Origin of the sequence: Stenotrophomonas sp. SMYL86, assembly GCF_036320025.1 — a bacterium.
Classification (GTDB): Bacteria; Pseudomonadota; Gammaproteobacteria; order Xanthomonadales; family Xanthomonadaceae; genus Stenotrophomonas; species Stenotrophomonas maltophilia_A.
Map to the genome: position 1 here is coordinate 83006 of NZ_JAWIRU010000018.1, position 20107 is coordinate 103112.

General features: G+C 66.7%; 20 protein-coding genes and 4 tRNA genes. 12 read left to right on the top strand and 12 right to left on the bottom strand.

Annotated features, from left to right (window positions below; translation table 11 throughout):
* Positions 1–8 precede the first annotated feature (8 nt).
* The 9 genes from V3B64_RS17560 to pcnB form a co-directional block, all read right to left on the bottom strand.
* A complete protein-coding gene (locus V3B64_RS17560; RefSeq protein ID WP_329914600.1) occupies positions 9–2906 on the bottom strand; it encodes a type 2 lanthipeptide synthetase LanM family protein in 2898 nt (965 codons plus the stop codon).
* Positions 2907–2986: 80 nt separating this feature from the next.
* Entirely contained in the window at positions 2987–3193 is a 207-nt protein-coding gene (locus tag V3B64_RS17565) for a DUF6229 family protein (protein WP_049400943.1), read from the bottom strand.
* 315 nt (positions 3194–3508) lie between these two features.
* Positions 3509–5023, bottom strand: a complete 1515-nt coding sequence (pgi, locus tag V3B64_RS17570; protein ID WP_071229272.1) for a glucose-6-phosphate isomerase — start codon at positions 5021–5023, stop codon at positions 3509–3511.
* Positions 5020–5400 carry an aspartate 1-decarboxylase gene (gene panD, locus V3B64_RS17575; protein WP_329914601.1) on the bottom strand — a complete coding sequence of 127 codons (381 nt, stop codon included), beginning with the start codon at positions 5398–5400 and terminating at the stop codon, positions 5020–5022. The genes pgi and panD overlap by 4 nt, the downstream gene beginning before the upstream one ends.
* A gap of 87 nt (positions 5401–5487) precedes the next feature.
* Positions 5488–5985: a hypothetical protein gene (locus V3B64_RS17580; protein WP_049400941.1), complete on the bottom strand. Its 498-nt coding sequence runs from the start codon at positions 5983–5985 to the stop codon at positions 5488–5490.
* 66 nt (positions 5986–6051) lie between these two features.
* A complete protein-coding gene (gene panC / locus V3B64_RS17585; protein WP_125895697.1) occupies positions 6052–6891 on the bottom strand; it encodes a pantoate--beta-alanine ligase in 840 nt (279 codons plus the stop codon).
* Positions 6888–7703, bottom strand: coding sequence for a 3-methyl-2-oxobutanoate hydroxymethyltransferase (gene panB, locus V3B64_RS17590; RefSeq protein ID WP_005416119.1), 816 nt, complete (start codon positions 7701–7703; stop codon positions 6888–6890). Before panB ends, panC begins: the two co-directional genes overlap by 4 nt.
* Positions 7704–7737: 34 nt before the next feature.
* Positions 7738–8223 (bottom strand): 2-amino-4-hydroxy-6-hydroxymethyldihydropteridine diphosphokinase, encoded by a 486-nt coding sequence (folK, locus tag V3B64_RS17595; protein ID WP_329914602.1) that lies wholly within the window; start codon positions 8221–8223, stop codon positions 7738–7740.
* Positions 8224–8226: 3 nt separating this feature from the next.
* On the bottom strand, positions 8227–9606 hold the full coding sequence (gene pcnB / locus V3B64_RS17600; RefSeq protein ID WP_032128849.1) for a polynucleotide adenylyltransferase PcnB: 1380 nt from the start codon (positions 9604–9606) through the stop codon (positions 8227–8229).
* A 52-nt stretch (positions 9607–9658) separates the two neighbouring features.
* Between pcnB and V3B64_RS17605 the strand changes: the two genes are divergently transcribed.
* A tRNA-Glu gene (locus V3B64_RS17605) sits at positions 9659–9733 on the top strand.
* A gap of 457 nt (positions 9734–10190) precedes the next feature.
* Here V3B64_RS17605 and V3B64_RS17610 read toward each other — a convergent pair.
* Positions 10191–11615 carry a sugar porter family MFS transporter gene (locus V3B64_RS17610; RefSeq protein WP_329914603.1) on the bottom strand — a complete coding sequence of 475 codons (1425 nt, stop codon included), beginning with the start codon at positions 11613–11615 and terminating at the stop codon, positions 10191–10193.
* A 192-nt stretch (positions 11616–11807) separates the two neighbouring features.
* Between V3B64_RS17610 and fdxA the strand changes: the two genes are divergently transcribed.
* Entirely contained in the window at positions 11808–12131 is a 324-nt protein-coding gene (gene fdxA, locus V3B64_RS17615) for a ferredoxin FdxA (protein ID WP_004153066.1), read from the top strand.
* A gap of 220 nt (positions 12132–12351) precedes the next feature.
* Here the strand turns inward: fdxA and V3B64_RS17620 are convergent, their stop codons facing one another.
* Both V3B64_RS17620 and dapA read right to left on the bottom strand, forming a co-directional pair.
* Positions 12352–12867 (bottom strand): hypothetical protein, encoded by a 516-nt coding sequence (locus V3B64_RS17620; protein WP_121503731.1) that lies wholly within the window; start codon positions 12865–12867, stop codon positions 12352–12354.
* 32 nt (positions 12868–12899) lie between these two features.
* Positions 12900–13793 (bottom strand): 4-hydroxy-tetrahydrodipicolinate synthase, encoded by an 894-nt coding sequence (dapA, locus tag V3B64_RS17625; RefSeq protein WP_049423505.1) that lies wholly within the window; start codon positions 13791–13793, stop codon positions 12900–12902.
* 164 nt (positions 13794–13957) lie between these two features.
* Here dapA and V3B64_RS17630 point away from each other — a divergent pair, with 164 nt between their 5' ends.
* The 10 genes from V3B64_RS17630 to V3B64_RS17675 all read left to right on the top strand — a co-directional run bounded on the left by V3B64_RS17630 (position 13958) and on the right by V3B64_RS17675 (position 19865).
* Positions 13958–14518, top strand: a complete 561-nt coding sequence (locus V3B64_RS17630) for a glycine cleavage system protein R (protein WP_005409051.1) — start codon at positions 13958–13960, stop codon at positions 14516–14518.
* A 79-nt stretch (positions 14519–14597) separates the two neighbouring features.
* Positions 14598–15077 (top strand): peroxiredoxin, encoded by a 480-nt coding sequence (locus tag V3B64_RS17635; RefSeq protein ID WP_329914604.1) that lies wholly within the window; start codon positions 14598–14600, stop codon positions 15075–15077.
* An 84-nt stretch (positions 15078–15161) separates the two neighbouring features.
* Complete coding sequence (locus tag V3B64_RS17640; RefSeq protein WP_010484287.1) at positions 15162–16562, top strand: PhoH family protein; 1401 nt, start codon at positions 15162–15164, stop codon at positions 16560–16562.
* Entirely contained in the window at positions 16559–17065 is a 507-nt protein-coding gene (locus V3B64_RS17645; RefSeq protein WP_049400934.1) for a hypothetical protein, read from the top strand. The genes V3B64_RS17640 and V3B64_RS17645 overlap by 4 nt, the downstream gene beginning before the upstream one ends.
* A gap of 12 nt (positions 17066–17077) precedes the next feature.
* Positions 17078–17746 carry a YoaK family protein gene (locus V3B64_RS17650; RefSeq protein WP_049463692.1) on the top strand — a complete coding sequence of 223 codons (669 nt, stop codon included), beginning with the start codon at positions 17078–17080 and terminating at the stop codon, positions 17744–17746.
* A gap of 64 nt (positions 17747–17810) precedes the next feature.
* A complete protein-coding gene (thiD, locus tag V3B64_RS17655; protein WP_032128843.1) occupies positions 17811–18620 on the top strand; it encodes a bifunctional hydroxymethylpyrimidine kinase/phosphomethylpyrimidine kinase in 810 nt (269 codons plus the stop codon).
* Positions 18617–19543 (top strand): alpha/beta fold hydrolase, encoded by a 927-nt coding sequence (locus V3B64_RS17660; protein ID WP_329914605.1) that lies wholly within the window; start codon positions 18617–18619, stop codon positions 19541–19543. The genes thiD and V3B64_RS17660 overlap by 4 nt, the downstream gene beginning before the upstream one ends.
* A tRNA-Arg gene (locus tag V3B64_RS17665) sits at positions 19534–19610 on the top strand. Before V3B64_RS17660 ends, V3B64_RS17665 begins: the two co-directional genes overlap by 10 nt.
* Before the next feature lie 69 nt (positions 19611–19679).
* Positions 19680–19756 (top strand) — tRNA-Arg (locus tag V3B64_RS17670).
* Between the two features lie 32 nt (positions 19757–19788).
* A tRNA-Arg gene (locus tag V3B64_RS17675) sits at positions 19789–19865 on the top strand.
* The last annotated feature ends 242 nt before the right edge of the window (positions 19866–20107 follow it).

Consider the following 20107-nt stretch of genomic DNA (forward strand, 5'->3'; position numbering starts at 1 on the left):
CGTCCGGCTCAGACCTCGGCCAGCGCCGGTCGGTCCTGCGCGGCACTGGAACGCGATGCCGGGGCATCGACGCGCGCCGCCGCCGTCTCCTGCAGCAACGGCGACGGCAGCGCGCAGGCCGGATGCATGCGCAGGAAGCCATAGATCGCACCTGCCAGGCCGATCATCAGGCCCGGAGTAAAGGCCGCGCGGGTCAGTCCGCCGACCATGCCCTGGTGCTCCTCGATCGAAGAAACGATCTCGATGGCGGCCTCGTCCTGCGGATAGGGACATCCCTCCGGATCCAGCGCAGCCGCCAGCACCAGCAGCTCCCGGGTGGACACATCGCCATGGCACAGGGTGTGGCTGAACCCCCATTTGCCGCGCGCGTCGGCCACAGCCCGCCGCATGTCACGCAACTGCGCGGGATCGCCGGTGCGGGCGTACAGATCCGCCGCCGCCAGACCGATGCCAACACTGCCATGGCACCAGGTCGGGAAATTCTTCTGCCCGTCCTCCAGGTGGATATCGCGCCAGCGCCCGGTATGCGTCTCGAACAGCGCCGCCTGGAACGCAAAGGCTCCTTCGGCCAGCTGCCGCCAGGCGGCCCGCTCAGGCACGCTGCCGGCATCCGAACGCGCCAGCCGTGCCAGCGCCCAGCCCATGCCCATCGCGCCGTGGCCAAAGCCACCGATCGGCTCGCGGAACTGTGGCGTCGGCCAGCGTGCGCCGTCGGCATCGACGATCGCTGCTTCCTGCATGCGGCGCCCGGCTGCAGCCGCCAACTCCAGCCAGCGCGATCTGCCGGTGGCCTCGGCCAGCGCCAGCAACGGCAGGATCATGCCGGACACGCCATCAATCAGTTCGAATTTCACCGGCCCCTGGAATCCGCGACGCTCTGCGGCTTCTGCGCAGCGCTCCGCCAGCGCCAGCAGTGCCGGTCGCTGCAACAGGTCGTTCAATGTCAGCAATGTCCAGATCTGCGAACCGGTTCCGACGAATCCACCATCGATCCCGGCGGGATGCCGCTCACACATGGTCTGGAACACCGCGAGGGCGCCATCGATGGCCGGGGCCAGCCCCACTACCGGGTCGGCACGCCCCTGCTCCACTTCCCGGCGGTAGGCCGCCAGTGCGAACGCAATACCTCCCAGCCCGAAATACAGGTCGGGCTGCACCGGCTGGACGGTCCATCCGGTACGGGTCACCTCGGGCGTGATCCAGGTCATCGAACCGTCTTCGCCGTGCACCGCCAGCCGCAGCAGGCTCTCCACCGCGCGCGCGGCCAGCGTGCGACGGCGTGCATCCAGGTCGTCCGCACGCGGATGCTGTGCTGCATAGCTGTGGCCGGATCTAGCCTCGGCGCGGGCCAGCGCATGCTGATTCAGGTCGGTGGCTACCAGCGTGCTGCGGATGGTCACGTCTTCGAGGTCGATGCGCATCGCACGCCAGTTGTCGGCGATGGAGCGGATGCGGGTCGCGTCCAGCTGTGAAGTGAAGATCGGAATGTCACCGTGGCGCAGGTCGTCCACTTCTCCACGTACGGTTTCCAGGTCCGATGGCGCAGCCGGTGACACCGCTGCATTGCGCACCAGCAGATCGATCGCGCGTTCAACCGCCTGGGCTTCCTTGTGCAGCGATGCCGGATGCCAGAGCATCCGCCCGAGCTCGGCGTAGGCCATGGTCGGCCGCCGCACATCGCGCACCTGGCAGCCTTCGAAACCGGCCAGCAACGGCATCAGTTCGCCCCTGGCATCCAGCGCACGCAGGCGCCCGCTGGCATCGACGAAACCCTCGCTGATGTGATCCCAGTACAACGACACATCGGGCTGGGGGCTCGGATGGTTCTGTGCGATGGCGACCTCTGCCTCGACCAGGCCCAGCCGCGCCGGCGCCGTCCCGTCTTCGATGATCACCGGCACCTGCACGCGCGGCTGCTCGCCCGGCAGTGCGCCGGCGGCGGACAGGTCCACGCCTTCCATGCCGAGGCCGGTGGTGCGGAACGGCACGATACCGGTGCGCAGCACCGAATTGCGCATCAGCTTGACTGCCGTGTCATAGGCATCGCCCAGACCGGATGGTTCGACGTCGATGACCTGCGAGAACACGCTTTCGGCGTCGACCACCACCGGCACCGGCCCGACCGCGATCAGGTTCTCCAGATGGATGTCGGTCCCGCCCACCAGGCGCAGGATGGCCAGCCAGTGACCGAGACCGCGGTAGTAGGCGCGCAGCTCTTCGTCACCGGAACAATAACGGTGCTCGGCAAATGCAGCCCAGCCGTGGCTGCCACGATCCACCACGCGCGGCACGCGTACCCGGCCAGGGTCCTCGCCGAAGACGGCTTCAAGCAGGCCATCAAGCGTGGCATCGATGCGCAGCGAGCGCGGCTTGTACATCAGCGTACCGCCGTCGAACTGCAACCGCGCCACGGTCCGGCCGCCACCGTGCAGGTCACCGCGCCCCAGCGACACCGCACGCAGCGATCCTGCCGGACTGCCGAGCAGGTCCGTCAGCAGCGCACGATCACGGCCGATGCGCGCGGCCAGCTCCACCACAGCCGCACATTGTCCTTCGAGCATGCGCGACAGTCGCGGCAGCAGCACCGGGTAGCGTCGCTGCAGATGCTCATGGAAGCCCTCGCCGGTGGCGAGGGCCACGAATTCGTCCAGCGCACCGGCGCCCTCAAGCGGGCCGATGTCACCACCGCGCGCGGCCGCATGCAGTTCCAGCAGCAGTACGCGGTTGAGCTTGAGCTGGGCATGTTCACGAAGCGCCGCATCGCCCTGCTCATGCAGGAGTGCGCGCTCGTCTGGCCGCAGATCGATGGCGGGGTCATGCAGGCCAGCCGCCAACGCTGTGCGCGCGTCGACAAGAAAATGTTCGGTGATGCGCGCAAACGCGGCCGCAGCCGGAGAAGCGGTCATTACGCCCCCTGCAAAGTGTCCAGAGTCTGTTCCAGTCGCCGGCACGCAGCGCAAGCCGCTGCGTGCCGGCTCGGGCTACATCAACAGCACAGGCAGTGATTGACCACCGACATCGTGGTGGTGCACTCGGTACCGCCACCGGTGATCAGGGTGTCGGAGGCCGACGTGAGCGCGGACTCGGTGGCCCCAGCGCCATAGATGAACAGCGAACCCGCAGGGTTGGCGCATCCATCCACATCGTCCGAGCCATTGAGCCAGCCGGACACAACATCGTCGTTCAGATCCATTCGCAATCTCCTGTCATTCACAACATGAGGCGTTGAGGACATGGATCGATTCCACGTCCCTTCGGATACGGCCAGTCCCTGGCATCAACATCATGCTGCGAGCGATACTGGATGACAGGTACAGCCGCCCGTGCACACTGCATCCGCGTGTGAAGTGCGTCAAGCTGCGCTGCGGCAGGCACGCGGATGCGCTGCACGTGCAGTACGGAAGTGACGTGGAATGAGTGGCCGCGCCGCCATTCCTGCGCGACCGGATCGAAGGCAACCGGAGAGGCATCGGATGGCCGGCCGGCGCCGGCACATCCGCAGGCCGGGTCAGCCCTTCAGCTGCGCCAGGATCTCGCGGGTCATCGGATCGGCAATCGCCACATCCTCACCCTGCAGCGCCGGCAGCAGACCACTGGCCAGCTGCTTGCCAAGCTCGACACCGAACTGGTCGAAGGCATTGATGTTCCAGATCACCGACTGCACGTACACGGCGTGTTCGTACATGGCGATCAGCGCACCCAGCGCCTGCGGGGTCAGCGCGTCGAGCAGGATCAGCGTGCTCGGGCGGCCGCCCGGGTAATCACGGTGCGGGTCGTCGCTGCTCTGGCCATTGGCCAGTGCTTCGGTCTGCGCCAGCAGATTGGCCAGCAGGGCCTGATGATTGATCGTGTAGGGATCGTCGTTGTGTACGCAGCCGATGAAGTCGGCCGGAACGATGCTGGTGCCCTGATGCAGTGCCTGGAAGAAGCTGTGCTGCACATCGGTGCCCGCGCCGCCCCACCACACCGGCACGGTGTCGGTGGTGACCGGCTGGCCGTCACGCTGCACGCGCTTGCCCAGGCTTTCCATCACCAGCTGCTGCAGGTAGGCCGGCAGCAGCGCCAGGCGCTGGTCGTAAGTCATCACCGCGTGCGTGGCATGGCCCAGCAGGTTGCGGTTCCAGATGTCGGTCAGGCCGTGCAGCACCGGCAGGTTGCGCTCCAGCGGTGCATCCAGCGCGTGCGCATCCATCTGCGCGGCGCCTTCCAGCAGCTGCTCGAAGCGCTCGAAACCGATCGCCAGCGCGATCGGGAAACCAACGGCCGACCACAGCGAATAACGGCCACCGACCCAGTCCCACATCGGCAGTACGCGATCGGCGGCGATCGCGAAGGCCTTGGCGGCGCGATCCGGATTGGCGCTGACTGCATACAGGCGCTCGCTGCCACCCAGCCAGTCGTGCAGGATCTGGCCGTTGAGCAGGGTTTCCTGCGTACCGAAGGTCTTGGAGATGAGGATGCCGGCGGTCTTCGCCGGATCCAGCGTGGCCAGCGTGCGCTGCATGGCGGCGCCGTCCACGTTCGATACGAAATGCACGCGCAGGCGCGCGCCGGTGACCGGGCGCAACGCATCGGCGACCAGGCGCGGACCGAGATCGGAACCACCGATGCCGACGCTGACCACGTCAGTGACGCCGCTGTCTTCCAGCGCACGCACCAGCACGCCCATGCGCTGGCGGATCCCGCGCGCGGTGGCATAGGCCTCGGCCGCCACCGGCGCATCGACCACGTCGCCGCGCAGCGCGGTATGCAGCGCGGCGCGACCTTCGGTCAGGTTGACCTGCTCGCCACGGAACAAGCGGGTGATGGCACCACCGACATCACGGTCGGCGGCCAACGTGAGCAGGGCCTGCAACGCCGCGGCATCGTATTTCTGCCGCGCGAAGTTGACGTACAACGGACCGACCCGCAGCGCCAGGTCCTGCACGCGGCCGGGTTCGGCGGCGAGCAGGCTGGGAATGCTTGCGCCCTTCAGGCGCTGGGCGTGGGAATGCAGCGAGTCGAATCCGTTGTTCGTTGTCATGCGGCCTGGGTCGGGATCGTGTCGTTGGTGTGGGAGATCTTGTTCTTGCCATCAACGTACACCAGCTTCGGCTTGAAGCTGTCAGCTTCCTGCTCGGTCATGCTGGCGAACGCGGCGATGATGATGATGTCACCGACCTGCACGTGACGCGCAGCGCCACCGTTGAGCGAGACGACGCCGCTGCCGGCTTCGGCGCGGATGGCGTAGGTCGAGAAGCGCGCACCGTTGGTCACGTCCCAGATGTGCACCTGCTCGAACTCGCGGATGCCGGTGGCAGCCAGCAGGTTGTCATCGATGGCGATCGAGCCTTCGTAGTTCAGCTCGGAATGGGTGACGGTGGCGCGGTGGATCTTGGTCTTGAGCAGGGACAGGTGCATGGGGGCGCTGCAACGGCAAAGGAAAGAGCGGATTCTAGCACCCGCTTGGCCATCGTCAGGGGGCCGCAGCAGGACGCTGAGGGCTGTTCAGGCCCCCTCCCCCGGCGGCGGCGGCGCGGCATGCCCGGAACGGCCCTCCAGAGACAGCCGGAACACCGTATGGAAGGCCAGCCCGGCGACCAGGCCGAAGCCACCTGCGGCCAGCACCTGCAATGCATAGCTGATCACGTCGAAGGTGTCGACATAGCGCAGGCGCTGCAGCAGCGGACCATTGTCCGCGCCCGGCCAGGTGCAGGTGGCCATGGCCAGCGCGCCCAGTCCGAAGCCGACCAGCACGAATCCAGTCCGGCGCAGCCGCTGTTGAGACTGCAGGATCAGCGCCATCGGCAGCAACACCGCGATCGCATTGCACACGGCCAACACGAACATCAGCCCACCGCCGGTGAGCGCAGGCATCGGCGTGCGCCGGAATTCAAGCGCGAACAACAGGCCGCCAAACAGCTGGGCCGGCAGCATGCCGGCGGCCAGCACCGCCAGGATCGAGGCCTGGGCAAGACGGCCGGTATCAGTGCTGGGGGTCTTCATTTCCGGTCTCCCGTACGTGGGAAGTCGAGAGGCGCCCGTTGCGGGCGCCCCGGAGCCGCATGCGGCTCAGAACTCCAGGTTGTCGATCAGGCGCGTGCTGCCCAGGCGTGCGGCGATCAGCGCCACGCGGCCACCGCCGTCGAAGGTCGGCTCGGCCAGTTCCGGCGTGCGCAACACGGCGTAGTCGACCTGGAAACCATCCGCCTGCAGCGCGGCCGTTGCGTCGGCCTCGATCTGCGCGCGCGACTGGCCAGCCACGTAACCCTCGCGCATGCCCAGCAGGGTGCGGTGGATGCTGGTCGCGACCGGGCGCTGTTCGGCGCTCAGGTACTGGTTGCGCGAACTCTTGGCCAGGCCATCCTCGTCGCGCACGATGTCCGCACCGACGATCTGGATCGGGAACGACAGTTCGGCCACCATCTGCTTGATGACGGCCAGCTGCTGGTAGTCCTTGCGGCCAAACACGGCCACGTCCGGCTGCACCTGCAGGAACAGGCGCGCGACCACCGTGCAGACGCCATCGAAGTGCCCCGGACGGCTGGCGCCTTCCAGCACTTCACTCACGCCCGGCGCGTGCATGCGCGTGGTCTTGTCCACCCCCAGCGGGTACATCACCTCGACGCTGGGCAGCCACACCGCATCGCAGCCGGCCTGCTCCAGCCCCGCCACATCGGCCTCTGGCGTGCGCGGGTAGCGGCTGAAATCCTCGTTCGGCCCGAACTGGGTCGGGTTGACGAAGATGCTCGCCACCACCTTGTCGGCGTACTGGCGGGCCAGGGTCACCAGCGAATGGTGACCTCCATGCAGGTTGCCCATGGTCGGCACCAGCGCCACGCGCAGGCCCTCGCGCTTCCACTGGGCGATCTGCCCGCGCAGTGCGCCGAGCTCGTTGAAGGTCTGGATCATTGGGCGTAGGCGTGCTGTTCGTCGGGGAAGCTGCCGTCGCGCACCGCGTCGGCATAGGCGCGGGTGGCACCGGCCACCGAACCGCCTTCGGCAAGGAAATCCTTGACGAACTTGGGACGGCGATGACCACTGTCCAGGCCGAGGAAATCATGCAGCACCAGCACCTGGCCATCGCACTGCGGGCCTGCGCCAATGCCGATGGTCGGCACATCCACCGCAGCGGTCACTTCGGCGGCGACCGGAGTCGGCACGCATTCGAGCACCATGATGCTGGCGCCGGCAGCGGCCACAGCCTTGGCATCTTCCACCAGCTGGCGCGCGGCATCGCCACGCCCCTGGATCTTGAAGCCGCCCAGTCGCAGCACCGACTGCGGGGTCAGGCCCAGATGCGCGCAGACCGGAATCTCGCGCTCCACCAGGTAGCGGATGATGTCGACCTTGAAGCCGGCACCTTCGATCTTGACCATCTCGGCGCCGGCCTGCAGCAGCTGCAACGAGGCATCCAGCGCGCGCTCCGGAGTGGCATCGGCGCCGAACGGCAGGTCGGCCACCAGCAACGCACGCTGCAGCACGCGGGCCACGGCGCGGGTGTGGTAGACCATGTCGGCCACGGTCACCGGCAAGGTCGAATCATGGCCCTGCACGACCATGCCCAGAGAATCGCCGATCAGGATCAGGTCGACGCCGTTGGCATCGAAAGTGCGGGCGAAGCCGGCGTCGTAGGCGGTCAACATGACCAGCTTCTGGCCATTGCGCTTGGCCTCGGCCAGGGCGGGAACGGTCCAGGGCTTGCTGTCTGCGTGGGTGCTCATGTGCTGATAACCGGGGGAGATAACCCGGGCATTATCACCCTATCGGCGCAATCCCGCAGGCATCCACCCGCATCACTGCATCCCGCACGCGGCCATGGCCGGGAATGGCCAGATCCGGCGCGATTTCGGCCAGCGGCACCAACACGAAGGCACGCTCGTGCAGGTAAGGATGCGGCACCTGCAGACCAGGCTGGTCGAGCACCTGCGCGCCATACAGCAGCAGGTCCAGGTCCAGCGCGCGCGGGCCCCAGTGCACCGCCGGATCGCGTACGCGACCAAAACGCTGCTCCAGCGCCAGTATCGCCTGCAGCAGCGTATCGGCGGGCAGCGTGGTCTCGACCGCAGCCACCGCGTTGACGAACGGCGGCTGGTCTTCATTGCCCCAGGCCGGCGTGGCGTACAGCCTTGAGGCTTGGCGCAGGCGGGTATCGGGCAGGCCGTCGAGCGCGGCAATCGCCGCGCCGACGGTGACGGCCGCGTCGCCAAGGTTGGCGCCGAGGCCGATCCAGGCAAGGGTCATCGTTTACTCGCCAGCCGCACCGGCCGGGGCACCCGGACGACGGCGGCGACGGCGGCGCTTGCGCGGTGCCCCGCTCTCGTCATCCCCCTCTTCGCTGTGCATCACGTCCAGCGACGATTCCAGCTCGCGACCGGACTGCGCCTGCGCCTCACGCCAGAACTCGACATCGGCGGCGTGCTCGGCCGAGGCCACCTGGCGCAGGCTGAGGAAGTCGAACGCAGCGCGGAAGCGCGGATGGGTCAGGGTACGGAACACGCGCTTGCGCTGGCGCGAGCTGAAGCGCGACTGCAGCAGCCAGATTTCCTGCATCGGCAGCGAGAAGCGGCGCGGCAGCGCGATGGTGCTCAGCTGCTGCACCGTGACGCGATCGGCGGCACGGCGCTGCGCCTCTTCCGGTGCCACGCCCTGCTTGAGCAGGGTTGCCTGGGCGCGGCAGAACGCCGGCCACAGCAGCAGCGCAAACAGGAACGCGGGCGAGACTGGTTCATCGTTGGCCACGCGGGCATCGGTGTTGGCCAGGCCCTCCACCAGCATGCGGCGCAGCGCGCCGGTGCGGTTGGACTTCAGCGCCTTGGCGCTCTCCGGGAACAGCACGTCCAGCAGGCCGTAACGTTCGAGGCCTTCGAAGCTGGCCACGCCGTGCCCGGACAGGAACAGCTTGAGCACTTCTTCGAACAGGCGCGCCGGTGCGGCTTCGTTGAGCAGGCCCGCCAGGTGCGGGATCGGCGCGGCGGTGCCCTCTTCGATCTGGAAGCCGAGTTTGGCCGCCAGGCGCACCGCACGCAGCATGCGCACCGGATCTTCGCGATAACGCTGCTCGGGGTCGCCGATCAGCTTCATCAGGCGCGCCTGGACGTCTTCGAAGCCGCCGGTGTAATCGCGCACCGAGAAGTCCTCGATGGCGTAGTACAGGGCGTTGCAGGTGAAGTCGCGGCGGATGGCGTCGTCTTCGATGGTGCCGTACACGTTGTCGCGCACGAGCATGCCGTTTTCCATCTCGCGGTCGCCGCTGCCGTCATCGCTGTTGGCACGGAAGGTGGCGACTTCGATGATCTCGCGGCCGAACACGACGTGGGCGAGGCGGAACCGGCGACCGATCAGGCGGCAGTTGCGGAACAGCTGCTTGACCTGTTCGGGCGTGGCGTCGGTGGCCACGTCGAAATCCTTGGGTTGGCCATTGACCAGCAGATCGCGCACCGCGCCGCCGACAAGGTAGGCGCCGAAGCCGGCATCGCGCAGGCGATAAAGCACGCGCAGGGCGTTCGGGCTGATGTCCTTGCGGGAGATCGTGTGCTGGTCGCGCGGGATGACGCGCAGGCTGAACGGTGATGTAGCAGAGGAAATGATGTTGGCGCTTCCGGTTGAAGTTTCGGGATTGCCCAATGGCATCGAGGTGCATATACTAGCGCTCCTGCCTCGGCAGCGACACAGTTACGCTCCCTTCGTCTAGTGGTTAGGACGTGGCCCTCTCAAGGCTAAAACAGGGGTTCGAGTCCCCTAGGGAGCGCCAGTCGCCGCAGCAGGAACCGAAAAAGCCCGCCTTTGTGCGGGCTTTTCTGTTTTCCGGGGATTGCATTGGCATCGGTCGGCCTGGTCGCAGTAGCGCCTTCCTGTTCCTGCGCGGGAGGGGGCGGGCCACCCCCTCCAGACGATTTCCCGCGACGGCGGCACGAACAGCCTCGCTCCTCCGCAGCCAATTCAATCCCGACGCGCAGACCTGCGTCCGCCACCCGCAATGTGTCGAGAGGCTGCAGGCCAGCCGATCCAGGACCGTTGGCGCCATGGGTTGGGCGCATGCGCCCGACGGGTTGGGCAAGGAGCCCAACCCTGGTCTTGCCGAGTGCGCAGGACAGCGCACGCGAGCAAGGCGCCATCGAGCCCCCATGGATGGGTTTACGGCGTGTCCTGGATCGGCTGGCCTGCAGCCTCCCCACGGAGAAAGGAGGCGCTGAAACACAGGCCGGCCGTCAGCCTTCCATCTGCTCCAGCTCCTTGCCCTTGGTCTCGCGCACGTAGCGGACCACGAAGAAGATCGAAAGGATCGCCACGACCATATAGATGCCATAGGCACCGGCCAGGCCGATGCCGGCCAGCAGCATCGGGAAGGTCACGGTAATGGCGAAGTTCGAGGTCCATTGCGCCGCGCCGGCCACCGCCAGTGCCGGGCCGCGGATCTGGTTCGGGAACATTTCGCCCAGCATCACCCACATCACCGGGCCCCAGGACATGTTGAAGAACACCACGTAGACGTTGGCCGCAACCAGCGCCAGCCGGCCCATGCCGTCGGACAGCTGCAGGCGACCATCGGCCAGGCTGCCACTGGCGAAGGCGACCACCATCAGCACCAGCGCCACCGACATCCCAACCGAGCCGATCCACAGCAGCGGCTTGCGCCCGATGCGGTCGATCAACAGCACCGTCAGCAGGCAGGCGCCGATGCTCAGCGCACCGGACAGCACGTTGATCAGCAGCGCGTCGCTTTCCGAGAAGCCCACCGCCTGCCACAGCACCGCGCCGTAATAGAACACCACGTTGATGCCGACCAGCTGCTGGAACATGGCCAGGCCAATGCCTACCCAGAGGATCGGGCGCAGCTTGCCGGTGACCGTGTCGCGCAGGTCGCTGAAGCGCGGCTTGTGCTGATCCTGGGCCAGGCTGGCTTCGATCTCGGCCTGCTTGGTCGCCGCTGCCGCCTCGCCGTACAGCCGCGACAGTACCGCCCTCGCCTGCTGCTGACGCCCCTTCAGGACCAGGAAGCGCGGGCTTTCCGGAATCACCAGCAACAACAGCAGGAACAGCCCGGACGGCAGCGCCTGCATCCAGAACATCCAGCGCCAGGCCTCATGGCCCAGCCATAGCGGCTCGGTTGACGCCCCAGCAGCTCGGGCCAGCAGGTAATTGCTGAGGAAGGCGGCGAACAGGCCGCAGATGATCGCCATCTGCTGCACCGTGGCCAAACGCCCGCGATAGCGCGCCGAGGCCACCTCGGCAATGTAGGCCGGCGACATCACGCTGGCCGCGCCCACCGCGAAGCCGCCGAGCACGCGTGCGGCGATGAACAGCCAGGAAGCGTGAGCGGCACCGGCGCCCAGCGCCGAGACCAGGAACATCAGTGCGGAGGCGATCAGCACGCCACGACGGCCCAGGCGATCCCCCAGCCAGCCGGCCAGGAAGGCACCGATCGCGCAGCCCAGCAGCATCGAGGCGACTTCGAAACCGAGCGCCGCCTCGCTGGAGTTGAAGGCCTGGCGCAGGCCATCGACCGTGCCATTGATGACACCACTGTCGAAGCCGAACAGGAATCCACCCAGCGTGGCCACGCAGCTGATCAGGACGATGAATGCAGTGTTCTCACCACCATGGGAGGCGATGTTGGGCTGGGCTGGGGACATGAACGATCCTGCTGGGAAGGGGTCCGGCCATCCAACGCAGCCGGCTGACCCGCAGCCTCGCACAGGCCTCACCCTGCCGCCAACGACCACCACGGCCGCGCCTGCCAGACGCCCGATTTCCGCCCCGCGCCGACACCGGGGGCCAACCTGTTCTAGAATTGGCGGGTTCAGGAATCGATCCACCCCCAGCCCATGCCCTTTGTCGTCACCGAAAACTGCATCAAGTGCAAACACACCGATTGCGTGGAAGTATGTCCCGTGGATTGCTTCCACGAAGGCCCGAACTTCCTGGTGATCGACCCGGATGAGTGCATCGACTGCACCCTCTGCGAACCGGAATGCCCGGTCAACGCGATCTTCCCGGAGGACGATGTTCCTGCCGGCCAGGAGAGCTTCGTCGCCCTCAACGCCGAGCTGGCGAAGGAGTGGCCGGTACTGACCGTGCGCAAGGACCCGCCCGCCGACGCCGGCGAATGGGACGGCAAGCCGGACAAGCTGAAGCTGCTGGAGCGCTGAGAAGCGCCTCTTGCGGCAACGAAAAGGGCGCCTATGGCGCCCTTTTTCGTTGCTCGGCAGATAGCATCCGCGCGATCCGATAGGTGCCAACCGCAAGATCCGGTAGCTGCCAACCGCAGGATCCGGTAGGTGCCAACCTTGGTTGGCACAGAAGCGCCGACCAAGGTCGGCCTCTACCCGGGCACGTGCGGACCTGGGCCCGCACCCACCCGACCGGCCCTTACTGGGCCAGCTTTGCCTTGAGCGCGGCGATCAGCTTCACCGGCGCTTCTGCAGTGGCCGGCAGGCCACGCGGGTCGACCGCGGAGATGTAGGCGCCGGCATCGACGGCGACCACGCGGACCAGGAAGTTGCTGCCTTCGTAGGCCACGTCATACGAGCCCAGCAGCTGCGCGCGGCTGGCGATGGTCACGCCTTCCACGCCTTCCAGCGCGGTGCCGACCTTGGCGAAAGCCTCGTCCTTGCCGCCGGCAATGGTGAAACCGGTGTTGCCCACGGCCGGGGCCGCAGCCACCGGGGCCGCCGGCTTGGTCGCCGAGGCAAGGGTCGGCACCTTGTTGTCATTAGTGGCGTTGGGCAGGTTCAGGTCCGGCGGCACTTCCAGCGGACGCATCTCCGGGGCCAGGGCGTAGTCGCCCTTGACGCCACGCTTGAAGCAGCCGGTGGTGCCGGCGGCAACGGCCACCGCAAGCAGGGCGTAGGACAGCACGCGGACGGTGGATACGGATTGACGCATGTGAATCTCCTGGGTCAGACCAAGACGGAAGGTCAGTGGCTGGAAAGGGCTTCGAGGGCGGCGATGTCGCCGGCAAGATGATCGGCCGCCGGATGGTGCGCCACCGACAGCGGCAGCAGCGGCAGGCGCAGGTCGTGACCGATGCCGATACGGCGCAGCAACGCCTTGACCGGAATCGGGTTCGGCTCAACGCCGCAGAAATCATGGAACGGCTGCAGGCGCGCATCCCAGGACCCGGTGGCTTCGTGGTCGTGGGCGGCAGCCAGCTCGCACATCCGGCGGTAGGCGCCGGGCAGCACGTTGGAGCCGACCGAGATCAGGCCATCGATACCGGCCTGGATCGAGCGCGCCGCCGTACCGTCGTCGCCACTGAACACGGCAAACTGCGGGCTGCGCAGGGCGAGCAGCGCCTGCACCCGGCCGGTGTCACCCACCGCCTCCTTGATGCCGACGATGTTGGGATGGCTGGCCAGTTCGGCCACGGTCTCCGGCTGCATGTCGCACCCGGTACGGCCGGGCACGTTGTACAGCACGACCGGCAGCCCGCCCTGGTCGGCAACCGCGCGGTAGTGGGCGATCAGGCCAGCCTGGGTCGGCCGCACGTACGGCGGGGTGACCACCAGCGCGTGGCTGGCGCCAAGCGCGGCGGCACGGCGGGTCTGTTCGATGGTCTTGGCGGTGCCCGACAGGCCGGTACCGGCCATGACCGGGATGCGGCCGCCGATGCGCTCGACCGCGCTGGCCAGCAGCAGGTCGTACTCGGCATCGGTGAGGGTCGCTGCTTCACCGGTCGAGCCGGCTACGACAACGCCATGGACGCCACCTTCCAGTTGCAGGTGCAGCAGGCGCTGCCAACCGTCGGGATCGAGGGCGCCGTCGGCCCGGAACGGGGTCGCCAGCGCGGTGATGAGGCCGGAAAGGGACAAGGACGTGCTGCTCTTGGCTGGAAAGGGAAAACGCCCGCCACGAAAGGCCGGGGGCGACCTGAATGTTACTTGCGGCGCGAAAGCACGGGCAAGTATGCTGGACACCGGTGGATCCCCGCCTCTGGCGGGCATTCAGACTAACGCATGCATTACCCGGAATCGCCTTGACCGACACCACCCCGCGCCCCGCGCCGAGCGAAAACCACCTCCTGATCAACGCCTACACGACGCATCCGGAGTCCCCCCTGCTGTCCGTCACCCGCCGCATTGCCGACAGCGGCTGCAATCTGGTGGACGCACGCCTGGCCACGGTCGGCCGCGATGTCTCGGTCACCGCCCTGGCCACCGGCTCCTGGGACTCGGTGGCCAAGCTGGAAGCGATGCTGACCCGGCTGGAGCGCGAAGAGGGCCTGAAACTGGTCTGGTACCGCACCGCCGCCAAACAGGCGCAGTCCAACCTGCTGCCGTACATCGTCGAAGTGATCGCCGCCGACAAGCCGGGCATCCTGTTCCAGCTGGCCGATTTCTTCGACCGCCAGGGCATCACCATCGAGAACCTGCAGAGCACGCGCTACCGCGCCATGCAGACCGGTGCGGAGATGTTCAGCGCGCAGGTCACCATCGGCGTGCCGGCCAACATGCACATCGCCGCGCTGCGCGACGATTTCCTTGAATTCTGCGACCACCTGAACCTGGACGCGATCATGGACCCGATGAAATTCTGATTCTTCGCGCGCCTCTCACGGGCGCGTGGCGTTTCATGCAATTGTCGTAGAAAGAACCCAGGCTCGACAGAAGGACCTCATGAACAACGGCGATACCCTGGACAGCTCCACCCTCTCCCTGCCGCTGGCGCTGTCCGGTGGCGAACAGGCCACTCTCGGCGACTACGCCGGCCACTGGCTGGTGCTGTACTTCTATCCCAAGGACAGCACCCCCGGCTGCACCACCGAAGGCATCGACTTCAACGCACTGCTGCCGAAATTCAAGAAGGCAGGCGCGGTGGTACTCGGTGTCTCGCGCGACTCGGTGAAGTCGCACGACAACTTCTGTGCCAAGCAGGGCTTCAACTTCCCGTTGGTCAGCGATGGCGACGAAGCGCTGTGCAGCGCCTTCGACGTGATCAGGATGAAGAACATGTACGGCAAGCAGGTACGTGGCATCGAACGCAGCACCTTCCTGATTTCCCCCGACAGCCGCATCGTGCAGTCCTGGCGCAAGGTCAAGGTTGCAGGTCATGCCGATGCCGTTCTCGCCGAACTGAAGGCCTCCCAGTCCAAGTGAGTCCCACTGCCTACTGTGTCTGCCATCACCCTGCCCCGCAGCAGGCCGTGGTGGTTTTTCCCTGTCCGTAACCAGGAATCGACGATGACCCGAGGCAAGCGCATCTACGTGCTGGATACCAACGTGCTGATGCACGATCCCACCGCGCTGTTCAAATTCGAGGAGCACGACGTCTACCTGCCCATGCAGGTGATCGAGGAGCTGGACAACGGCAAGAAGGGCACCTCCGAAGCGAGCCGCAACGCCCGCCAGGTGAGCCGCTTCCTCAACGAGCTGGTGCAGGAATCCGGCCTGGACAACCTGGCCGACGGCATTCCGCTGCAGCGACCCAATGGCCTGCAGCTGCGCGGCAAGCAGAGCGCCGGCAAGCTGCGCTTCCAGACCAGCCATTTCGACGCCGGCAAGAGCTTCGGCAAGGTCATCCCGGACAACGCCATCCTCGGCGCGATCCTGGCGCTGAAGGAAGAAACCCCGGACCTGCCGGTGGTGTTCGTCTCCAAGGACATCAACCTGCGGATCAAGGCCGCGATCGCCGGCATCGTGTCCGAGGACTACGAGAACGACCGCGCGCTGGACGATTTCAGCCTGCTCTACACCGGCGCCACCGAGCTGCCGGAAGACTTCTGGAAGCGCCACGGCGATGACCTGCGCAGCTGGAGCGACAAGGGCCGCACGCATTACGAAATCCTGGCGCAGGATGGCGAGGAGTGGTACCCGAACCAGTACGTCTACCTGCCTGGCGAAGATGAAGTCGAGCTGCGCGTCAGCCGCGTGGTCGGCGACGGCAAGGTGGTGCTGTCACTGGTCGATGATTTCCGCCACGGCAGCCACGCCGTGTGGGGCATCAGCGCACGCAACCGAGAACAGAACTTCGCGCTCAACGCACTGATGGATCCGGAGATCGACTTCGTCACGCTGCTGGGTACCGCCGGCACCGGCAAGACCCTGCTGGCGCTGGCCGCCGGCCTGGCGCAGACGATGGACCAGCAGCGCTACCGCGAGATCATCATGACCCGCGCCACGGTCAGCGTCGGCGAGGACATCGGCTTCCTGCCCGGCACCGAGGAAGAGAAGATGACGCCGTGGATGGGTGCACTGACCGACAACCTGGAAGTGCTCACGCACAACCAGGAAGGCGGCACCTGGGGGCGCCAGGCGACCAACGACCTGCTCGCCAGCCGCATCAAGATCCGCTCGATGAACTTCATGCGGGGCCGCACCTTCCTGTCGCGCTACCTGATCCTGGACGAGGCGCAGAACCTCACCCCCAAGCAGATGAAGACGCTGATCACCCGTGCCGGCCCCGGTACCAAGATCGTCTGCCTGGGCAACGTCGAGCAGATCGACACCCCGTACCTGACCGAGACCACCTCGGGCCTGACCTACGCGGTGGATCGCTTCAAGAACTGGCCGCATAGTGCGCACATCACCCTGCGCCGAGGCGAACGCTCGCGCCTGGCCGATTACGCTTCGGAGGTGTTGTGAACCGCTGCACCCGCCTGCTGCTGCCCACGGCTGCGATCGCCCTCGCAGCCGCCCTGGGTGCCTGCACCACCACGCGCGGCCCGGCCAGCGTGCCGACCGCCGAGCGTACCGGCCAATCCTGGGTGGTCACCCGCCCGATCATCGCCGCGCAGGTGCTCGACACCTGCTCGCGCCCCAGTCCCGGCCGCGAGGCCGGGCGGGTCAGCGGCTACTGGGCACCCAGCCGGCAGCAGATCGACCAGCTGGAAGCGCAGCTGTCGTCGCTGGAGTCACAGGTACCGAAGGTGCTGGACTTCGACCGCCAGTACGTCGGCATCGAAAGCACCGGCAAGCGGCTGATCTACATCAACGCCTTCCATCTGCCCGACGACAGCGGCATCAACCCGGCACGGGAAGCGATCCGCGTCTGTGACGGCGGCACGCAGTTCTGGGGCGCGGTATTCGACCCGGCCAGCAACACCTTCAGCGAGCTGCAGTTCAACGGCGGCTTCGGCGGGCCCTGAGGCGCCCCGCCGATGGGAATACGCCTGCCCACCTGGGTCTGGATCGGCGCGGTCGCGCTCTCGTGCGTGGCCGGCATGGTCAACGTGGTCGGCTTCCTCGGTTTCGAGCACCAGGCGGTCAGCCACATGACCGGCAGCACCAGCCAGCTGGGCATGGCGCTGGCCCAGGGTGACTGGCGCGCGGTCGGCCACCTGTGGGGATTGCTGATCGCGTTTTCGCTGGGCGCGATGCTCAGCGGCCTGCTGATCCAGGACAGCGCATTGCAGCTGGGCCGCCGCTACGGTGTCGCGCTGGCGCTGGAATCGGCACTGCTGCTGGTGGCCATTCCGCTGTTCGAACAGCATCAGATCTGGGGTGCACTGGCCGCCGCCATGGCCTGCGGCCTGCAGAATGCGATGGCGACCACCTTCAGTGGCGCGGTGGTGCGCACCACCCACCTCAGCGGCATGTTCACCGACCTCGGCATCGGCCTGGGCCACCTGCTGCGCGGACTGCCGCTGCAGGTACGGCGGCTGACCCTCAGCGGCCTGATCATCAGCGGCTTCCTCGCCGGCGGCATCCTCGGCGCCTGGTTGTTCATGCGCTGGCAATACGACGCCCTCCTCGCCCCCGCCCTGCTGACCGGCCTGACCGGGCTGGGTTATGTGGTGTACCAGCAGTGGGCGCGTTGGCGGCATTGAATCAAGGACATCCACGCATGGCGTGGATCTACCTTCCCCTGCGGGACCACGGCACAATCAACTGATGAGCCCGACCACTCCCGTTTCCGCCCTCACCATCGCCGGCTCCGACTCCGGCGGTGGCGCCGGTGTCCCTGCCGATCTCAAGGCCTTCGCCGCGCACCGCGTGCATGGCCTGGCCGTGTTCGCCGCGCTGACTGCACAGAACACCCGTGGCGTCACCGCCGTGCATGTGCCACCGATCGCATTCCTGCAGGCGCAGATCGAAGCCTGCTTCGATGACTTCGACATCCATGCCGTGAAACTCGGCATGCTGGCCAACGCCGAGGTGATCCATGCCGTCGCCGACGCACTGGAAAAGCATCGCCCGCCGCACGTGGTGCTGGACCCGGTGATGGTCGCCACCAGCGGCGCGCGCCTGCTGGAGGAAAGTGCGCTCAAGGCCATGCGCGAACGCCTGCTGCCGTTGGCGACGCTGGTTACACCCAATACCCCGGAAGCAGAACTCCTGATCGGCCGGAAGATCGGCAACGGCGATGACGCCGAACAGGCTGCCTCTGCCCTGCTCGAGCTCGGTGCCGGTGCGGTGCTGCTGAAAGGCGGCCACCTGCAGGAAGGCAACCGCGTGATCGATCGCTACTTCGACGGCGTCAGCAGCGAAGAATTCATCCACGCCCGCCTGCCGCTGGACGCACATGGCACAGGCTGCACGCTCGCCTCGGCCATCGCCGCGCAGCTGTGCAACGGCCTGAGCCTGGCCAATGCCTGCGAAGCCGGCATCGACTACGTTGCGCGCGGCCTGCAGCAGGGCTACGCGCCTGGCCGCAGCGAGGTGCTGGTACTCGATCACTTCGGCGCGGCACCGCACGCATGAGTCTCGCACCGGACGTCGTTGCCGTGCAGTGCACTGATGGCCATCGCTACGAAGTGATCGCCTGCGTGCCCGCACAGCCCATCGCGCGCCTGCTGTGGCTGCCAGCGCTGGGCGTGGCCGCGCGTCACTACCTGCCACTGGCATTGGCGCTGGCGGCGAAGGGCGTGGCGGTCTACCTGCATGAGTGGCGCGGCAACGGCAGCAGCTCACTGCGCCCGTCGCGCACGCAGGACTGGGGCTATCGCGAGGTACTCGAACAGGATCTGCCGGCCAGCCAGGCCGTCCTGGCCGCAGCCGATGACGCCACCGACGCCCTGCCCTGGATCATCGGTGGACACAGTCTGGGCGGGCAGCTGGCCTGCGTGCATGCCGGCCGCAACCCGCAGCACTTCAACCGGCTGTGGCTGGCCGCCAGCGGCTCACCGTTCTGGCGCGGCTTCCCACCACCGCGCGGCTGGCTGCTGCCGCTGGTCTATCGTTTCCTGCCGTGGATCGCGCAACGCCAGGGCGTGCTGCATGGGCGGCGCCTCGGCTTTGGTGGCACCGAAGCGCGCGGGCTGATTGCCGACTGGGCACGCGTTGGCCTGAACAACCACTACGCCGCGGCCGGCATGAACGAAGACCTCGATGCGCAGATGGCGCGCGTGCATGGCAGCGCACAGGCCGTATTGATGGAGCACGACTGGTTGGCACCGACCGGATCGATGCAGACGCTGCTGGCGAAGCTGCCGAATGTGGCCGCGCAGCTGCGCGTGCTGTCCGCGCAGGAACTGGGCACGCGCTCCGATCATTTCGCGTGGCTGAAGGCGCCGGAGGCCGTAGCTGACAGCTTTTTCATTCAGTTGGATGAAAATTTTCACAAAACTGTTGACGGTACGCGCCGACATCCGCATAATTCCGCTCCTGTCGCAGGGCGCCCGTAGCTCAGTTGGATAGAGTACCTGGCTACGAACCAGGCGGTCGGGAGTTCGAATCTCTCCGGGCGCACCACTCGACAGGTTTTCAGCATCCGCCGCTGGAAATGCAGTAAAATTTAGCAGTAAGTTGATTGTGTACCGCGCGCCCGTAGCTCAGTTGGATAGAGTACCTGGCTACGAACCAGGCGGTCGGGAGTTCGAATCTCTCCGGGCGCACCATACACAGTCAGCACAACAAGTTTATGTAATTGGCGCCCGTAGCTCAGTTGGATAGAGTACCTGGCTACGAACCAGGCGGTCGGGAGTTCGAATCTCTCCGGGCGCACCATTACACCGAAACAGCAGGCCTCGGCCTGCTGTTTTTTTATGTGTGTTTTTCGGCAGGGCTGCGCCCTGCACCCCTGGTAGTGCCGGCCGCTGGCCGGCAACCTCAACAGCAAAAGCAAAAGCAAAAGCAAAAGCTGGCATTCCGTGGGTTGGCGGGGCGGTGTCGGAGTGCGGGGACGCCGCAAGTACGTCCCTGTAGGCTTGGCAGCCGCATCCATGCGGCTGACACCCCGCACTCCGACA